Origin of the sequence: Mesorhizobium loti, from assembly GCF_013170705.1 — a bacterium.
Classification (GTDB): Bacteria; Pseudomonadota; Alphaproteobacteria; order Rhizobiales; family Rhizobiaceae; genus Mesorhizobium; species Mesorhizobium loti_D.
In genome coordinates this window covers 6,066,210-6,083,162 of sequence record NZ_CP033334.1, presented here as the reverse complement: position 1 = coordinate 6,083,162, position 16,953 = coordinate 6,066,210, and the positions used below count along the sequence as shown (strand labels likewise).

The following is a 16,953-nucleotide window of genomic DNA, read 5'->3' as shown; positions in this document are numbered from 1 at the left end:
CCTCTCAGATCGTTTCGTTGGCTTCTATCCAGTCCATGTAAGCGTGGAAGGCTTCCTTGCCGGGACGCGGCCGCCATGTGGTGTCGCGCAGGATGCGGGCGATGTCATACGCCCCCCACATGCCGCCTTTCAGGCTCACATCCTGGACGATGTTGGCGTCTTCTCCCGATGTCACCTCGACTTTCAGTCCGGGCACCCGTTCCCTTGCCCAGCCGATGATCTCGCCGATGGTCTGGCTGGAGCCGGAGCCGATATTGTAGTGGCGGTAATTGAGGCGTGGCGCATCGATCAGTGCGAGGATCGCGGCGGCAACGTCGGTCGAGGCGGCGTAGTCACCGACCGGCTCCAGGCTGTTCGGCCTGATCGTCTCGCCGGCCAGGGCCATGTGTGCGACGCGGTTGGGAACATGGCGAAAGTTGCGGCTCTCGGTGGCGCGGTCCATCGGGCCATAGACGGAAGCAAGCCGCACCGAGACTGCCGACAGGCCGAACAGGTCGGCATAGCGGTTGGTCACCATTTCGGAGGCGAATTTCGAGATGCCGTAGAGCGTCAGCGGCGCGACATAGCCGTCTTCAGGCAGCGGCTCGCCGCTCCAGTCGGGGCCGTTGTGGCGGTAGACGGATCCGGAGCTGACATAGACGAAGCGCTTGAGCCCCTTTCTCGCGCGCGCCCAGTCCAGCATCCGCACGGTGCCCATGAGATTGACGTCGACGATGCGGGCAGGGTCCTCGGCCTCTGGTTGGCGTTTTGCCTCCGAGGCGCTGCCGCGCGAGATCGGCGTGATCGTCGCGCCATGCACGATTGCCGTGATACCTTGCTCGTCAAGCGTCGCGGACCAGCTCTGCGGGTCGAGCACATCGGCGGCGATTACCGTGAGCCGGTCGCGCACCGGGGCGAAATGCTTCTCGGCCGCCGCGTCGAGGCCGGACCGGTCGAGGATCACGGCACGGGCTTGCGGGTCACGGTCCAGCCATGCGCGTGCGACCACACTCATGACAAAGCCGGTGCCTCCGGTGACGAGCAGCGTCATGCGAACTCCTTTGAAGTTGAATGAAGAAGGTCAGCGCGTCGCATAGCCGCCATCCACCAGCATGTCGGATCCGGTGACGAAGGACGCGTCCGATGACAGAAGGAAGGCCGCCGCCGCGGCGATTTCATCCGGCTCCGCGATGCGGCCGAGCAGATGGGCGGGTCCAAGACTTGCATTGGCCGCCTCGAAGTCCGGAAATCTGCGCAGCAGGCGCGTCGTCGCCACGGCGCCCGGCGACAGGCTGTTGACGCGCACCTTGTCCGGCGCATGGTCGACCGCCATCGCCTTGGCGAGATGGATCAGTCCCGCCTTGGCGGCACAGTAGGCGACGGCCTTGGTGGTCGCGACCCGTCCGAACTGCGAGCCGATGAACACCACCGAACCGCCGCCGCCGGCCGCGATCAACGGCACCGCGTACTTGCTCATCAGGAACGCACCGGTCAGGCTGACATCGAGCTCGCGCCGCCAGGACTGTTCGTCAAGATCGACGACGGTGGCGTTCGTCGACGGCGCGGCGGCGTTGTGCACCAGTCCGTCAAGCCGGCCGAATTTTTGTCTCGCGAATTCGACGGCGTCCTGTGCGGAACCGATGTCGGTCACGTCACATTGGCAGGCGGCAGCCGAAGGACCAAGTGCATCGGCAAGCTGTGTCGTCGCCGCGAGATCATAGTCGGCGCAGACCACGCTGGCGCCTTCCGCGACGCAGCGCCGGGCAATGGCGGCGCCAATGCCGCTTGCGGCGCCCGCGATCAGGACAACGCTGCCTTGCAGTCGGTTCATTGCCGTGACCTCAAGCCCGTTCCTCGACATTTTGCATGACCGGCGCCGTGAGCGGCCGTCGCAGAAGATTGTAGCAGGCCGCGAGCGTGACCAGGGCAGCGCCGCCACCGAGCAGCAGGAACATGGCGGGAGGGCCAAGATGCGCCATCAATCCCGCGGCGACGCCCGGCGTCGCCACATTGCCGATCGAGTAGAGCAGGAGCAGCGTGCCGGACGCGGCGACCATGTGCCGGCTGTGAAGCTGCGATGCGCCGAAGGCCATCGCCACCGGATAGATCGTCAGCGCCGTGGCCCCATACAGAAAGAACAGCACGAACAGCAGCGGCACCGACAGGGTGCCAACCCATGCGATCGCGGCGCAGGTCGTCACCGACACCAGCCCTTGCACGAGCAGCATCAGGCGGCGGTCGAACCGGTCCGACAGCCAGCCGACCGGGGTCTGCGCGAGCATGCCGGCGATGCTTATCGTGGTCACCAGCCAGACCGTGGCCACCGCCGACAGTCCGATCTGCGTCCCATAGAGAGGCGTCAGCACGAAGATGTTCATGTTGGTGATGCCGGCCTGGAAAATGGCGACGACCGTTACCGGCGCCAGCCTGAAAAGCGCCAGCGGTCCGAGCCGCCTGTCTGCCTTCGCTCCGGGCGCGTGTGCCAGATCGGCTGGCACCGAAGGCAGCGTCGGCCAGCGTAGCCCCGCGAGCTTTGGCGCGAAGGCCAGAAGCACGGTCGCCGTCGCCACCAAGAACAGATGCGGAGATTTCGGACCGACCAGCGCGACCAGGATCTGGCCAAGCAGCACGGCGATCGCTGTCGTCAGCATGTAGATCGAGAACATCGCGCCGCGATTGTGCTGTTCGGCATAGAGGTTGATCCAGCTCTCGCAGACGACGAACATCGAGGCCATCGACATGCCGCCGAGCAGCCGGAAGCAGAACCAGCTTGGCATGAAGTCGGTGAAGATGAAGCCCAGGGCCGACAGCAGCGCGGTTGTCAGGATCAGCAGGAAGGTCCGCTCATGGCCATGGCGGGCGACCAATGGCCGCGTCATCAGGCATCCGATCAGGAAGCCGACCGGATAGGCGGTCAGCACGATCTGCACGACGTCGGGGTCGACGCCAGGTTTGCCCAGATGGAACGAGACCGCGGTCGTCAGCATGGCGCTGCCGATGCAGGCGAGACAGACGCTTGCCATGATCGGTAGCGTGGCGCGGGAGCGCTCGGCGTTCCGCCAGAAGCGCATCGCGGATTGAGCGATCGACCCCATGACTGCCGCCGTCAGCCGGCTAGGACGGGCGCCGGCGATCGCAAGCAGGGTCAATGACCGACGCTGAACCTTGATGCATTGCGACGGCTCCCCTTGGCAGTCACGCCGGCCAGCGGCTGCTCTCCCAAGCAGAAGCTACACTTCGCCATGCATGCCACAAGCGAAGATTGACACGGCTATGGCGTGATTTTTTTTGGCCATCCCGGTGGCGGAAAACGGCCTTGCGCCCTGCGACGGGCTTTACAGCCCTTTTGCACGCTCCCTACGATAGGTCACCTGCCGAAGATCGAGAGGAGACCAGGGGATGACGATCGAACGTCTTGAGAACGGGCAACGCTTCTGCCGGGTACTGCGCTATAACGGCACCGTCTATGTCTCCGGCCTGACCGCGGACGACCTTTCCGGCGACACGACTGCGCAGACGAAGCAGATTTTCGCCAAGATCGATACCCTTCTGGCCAAGGCCGGCAGCGACAAGTCGAAGCTTCTCAGTGCCCAGATCTGGCTGCGCGACATCGCCGACTTCGAGATGATGAATGCGGCATGGGACGCCTGGATCGACCGCAGCGCCATGCCGGTGCGCGCAACGGTCGAGGCGCGGCTTGCGGGCGACCAGTATCGCGTCGAGATCATGGTCACGGCGGCCGTCGGCTGATGCCGATTGGGGTGGGCAAACCGAATGCATGAGCTGGTGATCAAAGGCGGAAGGGTTGCGCTCGACAATGGTTGGGCCGAATGCGACATCGCCATCGACGAGGGCCGCATCGCCGCCATTGGAACCGGCCTGGCCGGTAAATCCGTGATCGGCGCCGGCGGTCGTTGGGTCATGCCCGGCGGCATCGACGCCCACTGCCATCTCGACCAGCCGGTCTGGGGCGGCGCCGGCAACGCCGACGATTTCGAGTCCGGCACCATCTCGGCGGCCTTCGGCGGCACCACATGCATCGTCCCGTTCGGCATGCCGGGTCCGGACATGACGACGATTGGCGCCGTGGACCGCGCTCTCGATCGCGCCACGGGGCGCGCGGTGATCGACTACGGGCTGCACGCGGTGGTGACCATGGGCACCGGCCCCGATGTCGAGCAACAGCTTTCACAGCTCGCCGGACGCGGCATCGCGTCGGTCAAGCTGTTCATGACTTATCAGGGCTTTGCGGTCGACGACGATCTCTTCTTCAGGGTACTCGACGCCGCGCACAGGCTTGGCTGGATCGTCATGGTCCATGCCGAGAACGATGCCGCCATCCGCCGCACGCGCCAGCGGCTGATCGATCTTGGCCGAACCGACATCCGCTACCATGTCGTTGCCCACAGCGAGACGATGGAGCGCGAGGCCACGCATCGTGCGCTGGCCTTCGCCGAAATGACCGGCGCGCGCATGACCATCGTCCACGTCTCTTCCTGGCAGTCGGCCGAGGAGGTGGCGCGGGCGCGGGCCCGTGGCGTGGATGCGATCGCCGAGACCTGTCCGCAATATCTGTTCATCGGCGCCGCCGACCTCGACCGGCCGGCCCTGGATGCGGCGCGTTTCGTCTTTTCACCGCCGCCGCGTTCGCCGCGCAGCCATGAGCATCTTTGGCAGGCGCTGATCGCTGGCGGCATCGATCTCTGGTCCTCCGATCATTCGCCCTATTTCTTCGCCGACAAGATCGCGCGATCGCAAACACCCGGTTTTACCACCACGCTGAGCGGCATCCCCGGCATCGAGACCCGTCTGCCGCTGCTCTTCTCGGAAGGGCTGCTCTCCGGCCGCCTGACGCTGGAGCGCTATCTCGATCTCACCTCGCGCAATGCCGCCGCGATCTATGGCCTGGCCCACGCCAAGGGCCGGATAGCGATCGGCCTCGATGCCGATCTGGCGCTGTGGGATCCCACGGCGACCTGGACGCTCGGCCATTCGGCCCTGCATTCACGCGTCGACTTCACGCCCTACGAGGGCAGGAGCGTGACCGGCAAGCCGACCACCGTGCTGGTGCGCGGCGTGCCGGTGGTCGCCGACGGCGTGCTGCAGGTGCGGCCTGGGTTCGGACAATTCGTAGAGCGCACCGCGGCCGATCCGGCCCGCTCGGGAAAACCAGTGGAGGAGACGACGCCATGGCTCGATGCCTGACCATAGCGGTCGCCCAGACCGGCCCCATCCAGCGCAGCGCTTCCCGTGCCGAAACTGTCGATCGCCTCGTCCACTTGCTGGAACAGGCCGCGGCAGCGGGTGCGGAGATTGCCGTATTCCCTGAGATGGCGCTCACCACCTTCTTCCCGCGCTGGCGCATCGACGATCAGGCGCAGATCGACGCTTTCTTCGAACAGTCGATGCCTGGCCCCGAAACGCAGCGCCTCTATGCCGCCGCCACGCGCCTCAAGGTCGGCTTCGCGCTCGGTTATTGCGAGATTGCTGGGGAAGACGGCCGGACGCGCCATTTCAACACCATGGACCTTGTCGGCCCGGACGGGCGCTTCATCGGCCGCTACCGCAAGATGCATGTGCCGGGGTCGAGCGAGCCGGAGGACGGCACCACCACGCATCTCGAACGCCGCTATTTCGAGCCCGGCAATCTCGGCTTCCCGGTCTTCGACTATCGCGGCGTCCGCGTCGGCATGGCGATCTGCAACGACCGCCGCTGGCCGGAGACCTATCGCATGCTTTGCCTCAACGGCGCCGAGGTCGTGCTGCTCGGCTACAACACGCCGCTGCTGCTGGACGAGGCGCCGGCGCTGGCACATCTCAGAATGTTCCACAACCATTTGCCGATGCAGGCCGGCGCCTACCAGAACACGCTATGGGTGGCGGCCGCAGCCAAGGCGGGGCTGGAAGACGGCCAGGCGCTGATCGGCGGCTCCTGCATCATCGCGCCGACCGGCGAGATTGCCGCGCAGGCGATGTCGCTCGGCGACGAGATCATCGTCCATCGCGCTGACCTCGACCTGATCGAGACCTGCCGGAAGGTGAACTTCAACTTCGCGCTCTATCGTCGCCCCGATCAGTACCGGCGTATTTCGGAACCGGTCTGAGATCGAAACGAGATGGGCCTGATCGAAGCCAGCCATAGCCAAGCCGCGATGATGCTCTCGACCGATCCACTTTCGCTGAGCGAGATCGTCGAGAACGGTCTTTGCATCGGCTGCGGCCTCTGCCGATCGATCGCCGGCCCCGGCGCGGTCGAGATGGTGATGACGCCGGAGGGCCGCGAGCGGCCGGTGGCGAACCAGGCATTGGACAGGTCGACGCTGATGCGGATCAACGCCGTCTGTCCGGGAACGCGCATCGCCGGTCCGCCGCCTGCGCAGGCAAGCAATGCCGCGTTGACGGACACCGTCTGGGGGCCTGCCGAACGGCTTGTGCTCGGCCGCGCGGGAGATCCCACGGTGCGGTTTGTCGGCTCGGGAGGTGGGGTGCTGACGGCCCTTGGCCAATTCCTGCTGAACTCCGGACGCGTCAAGTTCGTGCTGCATGTCGCCGCGTCGCATTCCCAGCCGATGCGCAGCGAGCGTCGGCTCAGCTTTGATGCCGCTTCGGTGCTTGAGGGCGCCGGCTCGCGCTACGGCCCGGCTGCGACCCTGACGGATTTCGGCGACATCCTTGATCGCGGCGAGCCCTTCGCGCTGATCGCCAAGCCTTGCGACATCACCGCCGTGCGCAACCTGGCGCGGCTCGATCCCCGCGTCAATGATTTGATGCGATATGCCTTGGCCTTCGTCTGCGGCGGTGCCTCGGATCTGTCGAAATCGGAACAGGCGCTGCAGCGCTTCGGCCTCGGCGAGGACGAGCTCAGATTGTTCCGCTATCGGGGGCACGGCAATCCCGGCCTCAACCGAATCCAAACCAGCGACGGGCGCTCCTTCGAACTCACCTATCGGCAGCTGTGGGAAGACGAGGACAAATGGATGATCCAGCCGCGCTGCAAGATCTGCCCGGACGCGATCGGCCAGGTGGCGGATATCGCGGTTCATGACGCCTGGTTGAACGGCGGGCCGGCGGTCGAGGACGAGCCGCTCAACGGCATCATCGTGCGCACCAGGCGCGGCCTTGAGTTGTTCGACGCGGCCGTCGAAGCCGGCGCGCTGGAGATCAAGCGTGAAACCAGCATAGCCGAAATCAGCGAATTGCAGTCGCACCAGGTGCGCAAGCGTCGCGCCGTCTGGGCGCGGCTGAAAGGCATGGCGATCGCCGGCAAGCCGATACCTTTTGTCACCGACCTCGCTCTTGAGGATTGCGCCGCGCAGAATTCGTTGGCCGAGAATCTGGCCGAGGGGCGCGGTGCCCGCGACCGCGCCCGGCGCGGACGCCTGGGTGAGCCGCCTGCCGTGCCGCGTGAACGCAAGGCTGCGCATCATGTTGAAGCGATGAGCGTGTTGAAGGATGAGCTGATATGAGTGCCGCCGAGCAAACCGAAATCATCATCATTGGCGGCGGCATGGCCGGCGCCGGCGCCGCCTTCGAGATTTCCCGCTCCGCCAAGGTGGTCGTGATCGAGCGGGAAAGCCATTGCGGCTACCACACGACCGGCCGCTCGGCGGCTAGCTTCACCGAAAACTACGGCAACGGCATCATCCGCCGGATCGTGCTGGCGAGCCGGTCCTTCCTGACCGAGCCGCCGGCTGGCTTCACCGATTATCCGCTGCTCAGCAAACGCGGCATGATCACGGTGGCGCGCAGCGATCAACTCGACCTCCTGCGTGAGGATATGGAGGCCGCGCAGGCGCTGGTGCCCTCGATCGTCGCCATGACGCCCGCCGAGGCGATTGCGCGCGTGCCGGTGCTGCGCGCGGATTATCTCGCAGGCGCCTATATCGAACCGCATTCGATGGACATCGATGTGAACGGCCTGCACCAGGGTTTCCTGCGTGGCGCCCGTGCGCACGGCGCCAGGATCGTCACCAATGCCGGCGTCAACGCCATTGGTCGGCAAGGCGGCCAGTGGCGGGTCGAAACCCCGGCGGGAACATTCCTCGCGCCACGGATCGTCAATGCCGCCGGTGCCTGGGGTGACGAGATCGCCGTCATGGCCGGCGTTCGCCCGATCGGCCTGCAGCCGAAGCGCCGCACCGCCTTCAACATCCCGGCGCCTGCCGGGGTCGACATATCGGAGTGGCCGCTGGTCAACGATGTCGGCGCCGAATTCTATTTCAAGCCGGATGCAGGGCAGTTGTTCGTCTCGCCGGCCGATGCGACACCCTCGGCGCCAATGGATGCCTATGCCGAGGATATCGATGTGGCGATTGGTGCTGAGCGTCTCGAACGGGCGACGACGATCGAAGTGCAGCGCGTGTCGCGCTCATGGGCGGGTTTGCGGACCTTCGTCGCCGACGGGTCACCGGTGGTCGGGCCGGATGACGAAGTGCCTGATTTCGTCTGGCTGGTTGGGCAGGGCGGCTACGGCATCAAGACCTCGCCGGCGCTGTCGCGCGTCTGCGCCAGCCTGATTGCGGGCAAGGGCTTTCCAGACGATGTCGCAAGGCAGGGCGTGTCGATAGACGATCTCACGCCACACCGGCTGCGCGGCGTCGCGTCCCAAGCCAGGCAGGTTGCATCATGAGCGATGCCGTCCTCACAGCTGGCGGCAGGCTGGCTGGGCATCTGCTGGATAGGCTTGCGCACGCCACCACCGATGCGCCGGGGATCACACGCATCGCCTACGGACCTGGCGAGCGCTTCGCCCATGATCTCGTGCGCGACGAAGCGGAAAAGCTCGGCGCCACGGCGGATGTCGATGCCGCCGGCAACCTCTATTTGACGTTGAAAGGCCGCGACCCCGATCTGCCGGCGATCGTCGTCGGTTCGCATCTCGACAGCGTACCGCATGGTGGCAATTTCGACGGCGCCGCGGGCGTCGTGGCCGGCCTGGCGGTGATGGCCGAACTGGTCGGGCAAGGCATCCAATTGCCGCGCGATCTGGTCGTGCTGGCGACCCGCGCCGAGGAAGCGGTGTGGTTTCCGTTGTCCTATCCCGGCAGCCAGGCCGCCCTTGGCCTGCTTGAGCCGGCGGCGCTGGACGCGAAGCGGTCGGACAGCGGACGCACGCTCGCGGATCACATGCGTGAGGAAGGCTTCGACCCCGATGCCGTGCGGCGTGGCGTGCCGGGCATCGATGCCGGCCGCATCGCGGCTTTCGTCGAAGTGCATATCGAGCAGGGGCCGCGCCTTGTCGCTTCCGGCGCGCCGGTCGGCATCGTCACCGGTATTGCGGGCGGCTTCCGTTACGTTGATGCGAAATGCCTTGGCGCCTACGCGCATTCCGGCGCCGAGCCGCGTTTTGCCCGCCGTGACAGCGTGCTCGGCTTTGCCGATCTGGTCGCCGGTCTTGAAGCGGAATGGGACGCGCTCGAGCGTGAAGGGCATGAGGCCACCATCACCTTCGGCCGGGTGGAATCCGATCCGAGCCATCACGGCGGCAGCCGCGTCCTGGGCGAACTTCGTTTCACGCTCGATGTGCGCAGCGCCGAGGCCGCTGTTCTGGACCGGATCGAGGCAAGGCTGCACGCGCTCTTCGCCGAAGTCGGCACGAAACGCGGCGTCAGCTTCGAGGCCGGACCGCGCTTCAGCTGGGAGCCGGCAACCATGTCGCCGGTTCTGATTGCGAAGCTCGACCGCGCCGCCACCGAACTGCGGATGCGGGCGCCGCATGTGCCGAGCGGGGCGGGGCATGACGCAGCCACCTTTGCCGGCGCCGACATTGCGACCGCCATGATCTTCGTTCGCAACGAGAACGGCAGCCACAACCCGCATGAAGCGATGGAAATCGCCGATCTCGATCAGGCGATTCGTCTGCTTTTCCAGTTCGTCATTTCCTTCGATCCCAACAGGAGAGAGCCATGAATCTTGCCAAGACCGCGATCATGCCCATCGATCTTCAAAACGAATACCGGCCCGGTGCAGCCTGGCCGATCGTCGACTACGACGGGGTACTTGCCCGGACCGCTGCGATTCTCGAAGCGGCACGGGCCGCTCATGTGCAGGCCTTCCATGTGCAGGCATGGGTTGGCGAGGACAAGAGGTCGAACTACGCCCGCCTCAATGAGGGTGTGTCGGACGAGTTCCGCTACGCGGTGGCCGGCAGCGCGGGCTCCGACATCTGCGAGGAGGTCGCGCCGGTGCCGAGCGAGATCGTGGTGCGCAAGACATGGCCAACGGCTTTCAAGGATACGAATCTCCACAAGGATCTCGCCGACCGCGGCATCGAGAACCTGATTGTCACCGGTATCCTGACCGACAGTTGCGTGCGCGCTACCGTCTTCGACGCCGTCTATGCGGGGTTTCGCGTCTGGCTGGTCAAGGACGCCATGGGCAGTATGACCACCATGATGCATCGCACCGCCACCCTCGACATGGCAAATCGTCTTTACGGCGGCGGTGTGCTGACGACGTCGGAGGCGATCAAGTTGCTGCGGGGCGAGCCCTATCAGGCATGGCGCTGCACGCGGCCGGTGGAGTTTGCCTACACGCTCGAAACGGTCGACCGGATTTACGAGGCGCTGTGATCGGCGCCGCAGCCGCATGCGCCCCTGACGACCTTTGAGGCCGAGGGCTTGAGCACTGTGCCAGGCAGTGCCCCGGTCGCCCGGCCGCCGCGCCATACGGATACGCCGTTGACGATGACGTGCTCGATGCCGGCGGCGGGCCGGCGCGGCTCCTCGAACGTTGCGGTATCGATGACCGTGTCGGGATCGAAGACGACAAGATCGGCGAAATTGCCTTCGACCAGCAGCCCCCGTTGCGCGATGCCGAATTCCTTCGCGGGCAGCCCGGTCATCCGGAACACGGCTTCCTCCAGGCTGAACAGGCCGACATCCCTGGCATAGTGGCCAAGCACGCGCGGAAAAGTGCCCCACAGGCGCGGATGCGGGTGGATATCGTGCGGCAGGCCGTCCGAGCCGATCATCGTGCGCGGATGGGCGATGATGTTGCGCACATCCGTCTCGTCGAGCTGGAAATAGACAGCGCCGGCCGGCAGCAGGCGCTCACCCGCCTCGCGTTCGCTGCAATTCCATTCCTGCGCGATGTCGGCGAGCTCGCGCCTGGCCATCTCCGGATGCGGATCCGACCAGGTGACGAGGATCTTCAGGCCCGTGTCGCAACGTTCCAGGCGAAGCACGGTAGAGCTTGCGGCATAGGGATAGACATCCATGCCGATGTCCATCGTCTCGCGCGCCCGGTCGATCCTTTCCAGTGATGGACGGCTCTTGCCGAAATTGGCGTGGCCGGTGCACTGGTGGTGCGAGATGAACAGCTTGCCGCCGGCATGATCGGCAATGTCGATCGCTTCCTCGATCGCCTCGTCCATCGTCTCGAAATAGTTGCGTGTGTGGGTGACATAGGGGCCGCCGAGGCCGGCCGCCATGGCTGCGAGCGCCTTGACCTCCTCGGTCGAGGACTTCACGGCGGGCGGATAGTCGAGCCCGGTGCTGAGGCCGAAGGCGCCTTCGGCCATGGCCTCGGCGACCGCCTCCTGCATCGCCGCCGTTTCCGCTGCGTTGGCCGGACGGTCGGTCACCGGCATGCAGCGTTGGCGCAAAGTGGTGTGGCCGACCAACAAGGCCGCGTTCGTGGCGATGCCGCGCCGCTTGAGCTCGGCGACATAGTCGGCGAAGCGATCGAAGCGGAAATTCTCGCGGCCGCCGACCAGCGTGAAGGGCGGCGGTGGCGTCCTGTCGAGAAGCAGCGGCGCCAGGCTGACGCCGCAATTGCCGGCGATCACCGTCGTCACGCCCTGGCTGATCTTCGGATCCATGCCGCGGGGCGCCAAGAGCGCACCGTCGTCATGGGTGTGCACGTCGATGAAGCCGGGCGCGACCACGTTGCCCCTGGCATCGATCTCCTCGATACCAGTCACGTCGTCCAGCCGACCGATGGCGGCGATCCTGTCGCCGGTGACGGCGATGTCGGCATCGAAAGGTTTCGAGCCGTCGCCGGCGATCAGCGTCGCGTGGCGGATGACGAGATCATGGGGCATCGGGTAGAAATCCTAACCTTCTGGATTGGCGGCGATCTCCTCGCGCCGGCGCGCGACATAGGCGTCGAGCTCCTCGCGGGTCGCGGGGTCCATCACCGGTTCTTCGTAATCGTGCAGCGCCTGCTGCCAGAGCTCCGTTGCCCGCTCCAGCGCATCCTTGCCGCCGGCCTCCTCCCAGGCGCCATGGTTCTGCCAGTTGGAGAGCATCGGCTGGTAGAACGCGGTGGTGTAGCGCGACATGGTGTGCTCGGCGCCGAAGAAGTGGCCGCCGGCCGGCACCGACTTGATCGCTTCGAAGCCCAGGTCGTCCTCCTGGAACGGCAGCGGCCGCAGGAACTCCATCATGTTCTGCAGGATCTCGACGTCCAGCACCAGCTTTTCATAGGACGCTGTCAGCCCGCCCTCCAGCCAGCCTGCCGCATGGTAGATCAGGTTGGCGCCGCCGAGCACCGCGCCCCACGTCGCCATTTCCGTCTCGTAGGCGGCCTGCAGGTCAACCACGTTCGAGGCATTCGCATTTGAGGTGCGATAGGGGAGGTTGTAGCGCCGCGCCAACTGGCCGGCGATGATGTTGGCCTTGGCATTCTCCGGCGTGCCGAAGGCCGGCGCGCCGGACTTCATGTCGACATTGGAGGTGAAGGCGCCATACATCACCGGCGTGCCGGGATTGACGAGCTGCGTCAGCACCACGCCGAATAGCGCTTCCGCATTCTGCTGGCAGAGTGCGGCGGCCAGCGTCACCGGCGTCATCGCGCCCATCAGCGTGAAAGGCGTGACGGTCACCGGCTGGCCGTGCTCCGCCATGGCGATCAGGCCCTCCGCCATTGCGTCGTCGAACAGGCGCGGCGAGTTGATGGAGATGATCGTGGTCACGCCAGGCGAGGCGCGCATCTCCTCGACGGAGATGCCGCGCGCGATCGCCATCATGTTGATGCCGTCCATGGCCCGGGCGCGGCCGATCGCGGTGCAGTGGAAGGAGAGATCGCTCAGCGTCAGATTGGCATGGTAGGTGTCGAGATGGCGCGCATTCGCCGGCAGCTCCATCGGCGCCACCACCTGGTTGCCGATGATGTGGATAGCGTTGAAGTGGTGCGCCAGCCGGATGAAGTTCTGATAGTCGGCAAGATTGCCCTGACGGCGGCCGTTGATGCGGTCATGCACGTTGGGCGGGCCGGCCACCAGGCCGAAGACCAGCGAGTTGCCGCCGAGATGGACCTGCTTTTCCGGATTTCGGCTGGTCAGCGTGAAGGATGACGGCACCGCCCGCAGCGCCTCGCGCACGAGGCTCTCATCGATGCGGATGGTCTTCTCTTCGCGATCGACGATGGCGCCGGCGGAAGCAAACAGGTCCATCACCCGCTCGCTCATGACGCGGATGCCGAGTTCGGACAGGATACGCATCGAGGTGTCGTGCAGTTGCTGCATCCGCTCTTCGTCGAGAAGCTGCATGGGCGGATAGGGATTCTTGACGCTCTGCCACGGCAGCTGCGGGATGCCGCCACCGCTGCGCCCGAGCTTCGATCTGCGGCCGCCGCCGCGCCTGTCCTGTGACATCGGATTTATTCCTTCCCGATTCTCTTTCTCGCAATTCCGGACGGAAAACCGCTGCACACTTTTCCTGGAATTGCTTTCAATAGCCGCGCTCCGGACTGACCACATTCTCCAGCGGCTCGCCGCGGCGATAACGCGCCAGATTGTCGGTGAACATGCGCACCGACTTGATGTCCCAGCCGTCATAGACCGCCGCGCAATGCGGCGTGATGGCGACGTTGTCGTAACCCCAGAGAGGATGCTCGGCGGGTAGCGGCTCGGTCGCAAAGACGTCGAGCGCCGCCCCCTTGATACGCTTGTCGTCAAGGGCTTCGAGCAACGCGGTCTCATCGACCACGCCACCGCGCGAAATATCGACGAGCACGGCTGAAGGCTTCATCGCGGCGAAGGCCGCTTTGCCGAGCAGACCGCGCGTGGTCGGCAGCAAAGGCACGCAGCAGACAATGAAATCGGCACGGCCGAGGAGTGGCAGCAGCGCGTCAACGCCATGAACCTCATCCAGGCTTGGTGTCGGCTTGGGGCGCGCACGGATGCCCAGCGTGCGCATACCCATCGCATGCGCCCGTTTGGCGACGGCTTCGCCGGTCTTGCCAAGGCCGATGATCAACAGCGTCTTGCCTTCGATCGGCTCGACGGGGCCGCCACCCCACTGTCGTGCCTGCTGGCGGCCCGCAAAGCCGCGCAGGTCGAGCGAGAAGGACAGCATGGAGCCGAGCGCATATTCGGCAAGCATGCCGGCGGCGACGCCCGCGGCGTTCGTCACCGTCAGCCGCTCCGGGTCCCAACGTCCGAGATGATCGGTGCCGGAGCCGCCGACCGAGACCCATTTCACGGTCACGCTTTCGACCAGGGCCCGGCGCGGGAAGCGCGGCGTGCCGTCGAAGCGGACGGAATAAACCACTTCAGCCGCCACGCGCCCGATCAGTTCGGGCAGGGCGGCGTAACTGTCGCAGGCATGCACCGCGAGGTCCGGATGCGTCTCCATCAGCACGGCCAGCGCCGCGCCCGGCCGGTCTGTGTGCAGGATGACGGATGGTTCAGCCGACATGATGCTGCTCAGTTCCGTCCAATGTGATCTGCCGACGAGCCGAGCGCAGCGAGCAGCTTCTCACCGCCTTCGAGCGTTGCATTCTCATGCGGAGCGCGCAGGTTCAGCCAGCGCCTGTCGCCGGAGCGCACCGCCAGCACGGCCTTCATCGCCGGGATCAGACCGGCATCCTGGATGATCTTGCGGAATGCCTTGATCGCGGCATCCGCTTCGGCAACGTCCTCCCCGGCCAGCGTGCGATCGTAAAGGGAGCGGATGGCCGCGGCGTTGAGGTTGACGGTGGCCGAGATGCAGCCTGCCGCGCCGCTGGCCAGGCCCTTGGTCAGTTGCGCTTCGGAACTCGGGAACACCGCAACCTTAGGTGCCGCGGCAATCACCGCTGCCGTGTTGTTCCAGTCACCGGCGCTATCCTTGTAGGCGACGACCGTTTCAGGAAACGCCGCGCTCAGCCGGGCTGTCAAGGCCGGGCTGACCGGCACGCCGGAGTTCTGCGGGATATGGTAGAGGATCATCTTCATTGCCGGATTCGCTACCTGCTCGATCAGTTCGCCGTAGTAGCGCGCCTGGCCGTTATCGCCGGCGGCGGTGTAGAAGAAGGACGGCAGCACCATCACTCCGGCGCAGCCGAGCCCGACCGCGTGCCTCGACAGTTCGACGGTTTCGGGCAGCGCGGTGACGCCGGTGCCGGGCATCAGCCGGTCAGGCGAAATGCCGGCTTCGATCAGCCACTCCAGAGCCCGCATGCGCTCGCCCAGCGAGAGCGACAGCGCCTCGCCGGTGGTGCCGAAGGGGGACAGGAAATGCGCGCCCTGGTCCAGCACCCAGCTGGCATGGGACACAAAGAGGTCGCGTGCGATGCTGCCGTCGTCAGCGAATGGCGTCAGGATCGGTGCGATGGTTCCTTGCGGGCGGGTCATCTTGTGTCCTCTGTGCGTGATGGTATTCGATGCCGTGTGTGACCGCCGCTGCCGCTGTCCGGCGCTACCACGCTGGCCGTTGCAGCATCTTGGTGATCACCGGAGGATCGTAGAGCAATGCCGAGAGATCGCTGAAGAGGCTGTCGCGGTCGCCGAGCGACAGCACCGTGTCGCGGATCGCCTCGGCGCGGCCCTGTCCAAGCACCGGCGCGGCGAATTCCATGTACTTGGCCTCGATTTCAGCTTGCGTCAGCGGCGCCTCCGGTCCGCCGCGCGCATGGACGTCGCCCGAAGCGAGGATCCGGCCATCTGATGTCGTGATCGCCACGTCGGCCCAGCGGCCCGCCGGAAAACGGGCACTGTGGCGCTCGGATTCCAGGACAGTGATGCGGCTCAGCATATCCGCCACGGCAGCATCTTCCAGGCCGCTGCCGGAAATGTGCTCGAGTCCGATACGGCCATGGACGATAAAGGTCGCGACGGCGAAGCGCAGGCTGTACTGCGCCTTCGAGGTCGTGTCCGGCATGCCGTCGAAAAGCGTTGCGGCGTAGTGAAAGCTGTTCACCTCGACATGGCTGATGTCCGAGGGCGCCAGATGATGCGCATGGCAGAGCCCGCGCGTCGCGTCGATCGCGGCATGCGCCCAGCGGCAGATCGGGTACGGCTTCACATACTGATGCAGCACCTGCCAGAAGGCGCCGAGATCCTGCCAATGCGGCGCGACCTCGGGCTCCTCGATCGTGATCGCCGGCGCGCCGGTAAAGCCGCGTTCGGCGAGCACGACCGCGGACAGGCCGACCAGCGTGCCGATGCCCGAGCCGTCATGCAGCATCGTCGGGTTCGCGATCTCGCGCATCATCTGGCTGCGTGGGCCGTGATATTCCGCAATGCCAAGGGCCTGGCGCAGTTGATCGTCGCCGAGCCGCCGCAACCTCGCCGCCACCGCGACGACGCCCAGCGCATTCCAGGCACCCGATGTATGGTAGTCCGACACGGTCGCGTGCAGCGCGATGCCCGCCCGCCCGGCAATTTCGTAGCCAACGACCAGGGCCGCCAGTGCCTCCGCCCCGCCGAGGTCGGGGCGTGCCTCGGCAAGCGCTGCCAGCGCCGGCACGACAGCGACGCCGATATGGCCCTTGGTCGGGCTGTATCCGTCATGGCCGTCGAGATTGTCGATCTGCGTCGCGGCCGCATAGGCGGCTCCCGCGATGCTGGCACGGCGTCCATCGAAAAGCATGCGTGCCGAATGCCGCGGGTCGGCCGAACCGTAGAGAAGTACTGCGGTGTCGCGGGCAATGCGGCCCGCTTCCATCGGACCGGCGGCAATGGCAATGCCGATTGTGTCCAGCAGGAGGTAGCGCGCCTGCTCTAGGACAGGGGCGGGGAATGCCGCCGCGGGCCGCCGTAACACGAAA

General features: G+C 65.8%; 15 protein-coding genes. 7 read left to right on the top strand and 8 right to left on the bottom strand.

Features of this window, described 5'->3' with window-relative positions:
• Positions 1–4: 4 nt before the first annotated feature.
• From EB815_RS29810 to EB815_RS29800, 3 genes are read right to left on the bottom strand one after another with little or no spacing between them, the layout of a single operon-like run.
• Positions 5–1,030: an NAD-dependent epimerase/dehydratase family protein gene (locus EB815_RS29810; RefSeq protein ID WP_056564915.1), complete on the bottom strand. Its 1,026-nt coding sequence runs from the start codon at positions 1,028–1,030 to the stop codon at positions 5–7.
• 30 nt (positions 1,031–1,060) lie between these two features.
• The gene (locus tag EB815_RS29805; protein ID WP_155772369.1) at positions 1,061–1,810 is read right to left on the bottom strand and encodes an SDR family NAD(P)-dependent oxidoreductase; all 750 of its coding nucleotides are present in this window, start codon (positions 1,808–1,810) and stop codon (positions 1,061–1,063) included.
• A gap of 10 nt (positions 1,811–1,820) precedes the next feature.
• Positions 1,821–3,128 carry an MFS transporter gene (locus EB815_RS29800; protein WP_320411992.1) on the bottom strand — a complete coding sequence of 436 codons (1,308 nt, stop codon included), beginning with the start codon at positions 3,126–3,128 and terminating at the stop codon, positions 1,821–1,823.
• A 250-nt stretch (positions 3,129–3,378) separates the two neighbouring features.
• Here EB815_RS29800 and EB815_RS29795 point away from each other — a divergent pair, with 250 nt between their 5' ends.
• From EB815_RS29795 to EB815_RS29765, 7 genes are read left to right on the top strand one after another with little or no spacing between them, the layout of a single operon-like run.
• A complete protein-coding gene (locus tag EB815_RS29795; RefSeq protein WP_056564911.1) occupies positions 3,379–3,729 on the top strand; it encodes a RidA family protein in 351 nt (116 codons plus the stop codon).
• Positions 3,730–3,753: 24 nt separating this feature from the next.
• Complete coding sequence (gene hydA / locus EB815_RS29790; RefSeq protein WP_056564908.1) at positions 3,754–5,184, top strand: dihydropyrimidinase; 1,431 nt, start codon at positions 3,754–3,756, stop codon at positions 5,182–5,184.
• On the top strand, positions 5,169–6,083 hold the full coding sequence (locus EB815_RS29785) for a nitrilase-related carbon-nitrogen hydrolase (RefSeq protein ID WP_056564905.1): 915 nt from the start codon (positions 5,169–5,171) through the stop codon (positions 6,081–6,083). Before hydA ends, EB815_RS29785 begins: the two co-directional genes overlap by 16 nt.
• A gap of 12 nt (positions 6,084–6,095) precedes the next feature.
• Positions 6,096–7,445, top strand: a complete 1,350-nt coding sequence (locus EB815_RS29780; protein ID WP_056564902.1) for a Coenzyme F420 hydrogenase/dehydrogenase, beta subunit C-terminal domain — start codon at positions 6,096–6,098, stop codon at positions 7,443–7,445.
• A complete protein-coding gene (locus EB815_RS29775) occupies positions 7,442–8,608 on the top strand; it encodes an NAD(P)/FAD-dependent oxidoreductase (protein ID WP_056564900.1) in 1,167 nt (388 codons plus the stop codon). Before EB815_RS29780 ends, EB815_RS29775 begins: the two co-directional genes overlap by 4 nt.
• Positions 8,605–9,888: a Zn-dependent hydrolase gene (locus EB815_RS29770; RefSeq protein WP_056564897.1), complete on the top strand. Its 1,284-nt coding sequence runs from the start codon at positions 8,605–8,607 to the stop codon at positions 9,886–9,888. The genes EB815_RS29775 and EB815_RS29770 overlap by 4 nt, the downstream gene beginning before the upstream one ends.
• A complete protein-coding gene (locus EB815_RS29765; RefSeq protein WP_056564894.1) occupies positions 9,885–10,550 on the top strand; it encodes a cysteine hydrolase family protein in 666 nt (221 codons plus the stop codon). Before EB815_RS29770 ends, EB815_RS29765 begins: the two co-directional genes overlap by 4 nt.
• On the opposite strand, the gene EB815_RS29760 is transcribed toward EB815_RS29765, so the two are convergent.
• From EB815_RS29760 to EB815_RS29740, 5 genes are all read right to left on the bottom strand, one after another.
• Positions 10,535–12,022: an N-acyl-D-amino-acid deacylase family protein gene (locus tag EB815_RS29760; RefSeq protein ID WP_056564890.1), complete on the bottom strand. Its 1,488-nt coding sequence runs from the start codon at positions 12,020–12,022 to the stop codon at positions 10,535–10,537. The two genes, EB815_RS29765 and EB815_RS29760, sit on opposite strands and share 16 nt — an antisense overlap.
• Before the next feature lie 12 nt (positions 12,023–12,034).
• A complete protein-coding gene (locus EB815_RS29755; protein ID WP_056564887.1) occupies positions 12,035–13,576 on the bottom strand; it encodes a trimethylamine methyltransferase family protein in 1,542 nt (513 codons plus the stop codon).
• A gap of 76 nt (positions 13,577–13,652) precedes the next feature.
• On the bottom strand, positions 13,653–14,621 hold the full coding sequence (locus EB815_RS29750; RefSeq protein WP_056564884.1) for a D-2-hydroxyacid dehydrogenase: 969 nt from the start codon (positions 14,619–14,621) through the stop codon (positions 13,653–13,655).
• 8 nt (positions 14,622–14,629) lie between these two features.
• Positions 14,630–15,538 (bottom strand): dihydrodipicolinate synthase family protein, encoded by a 909-nt coding sequence (locus tag EB815_RS29745; protein WP_056564880.1) that lies wholly within the window; start codon positions 15,536–15,538, stop codon positions 14,630–14,632.
• 64 nt (positions 15,539–15,602) lie between these two features.
• A complete protein-coding gene (locus EB815_RS29740) occupies positions 15,603–16,949 on the bottom strand; it encodes an MmgE/PrpD family protein (protein WP_244493912.1) in 1,347 nt (448 codons plus the stop codon).
• Positions 16,950–16,953 lie beyond the last annotated feature (4 nt).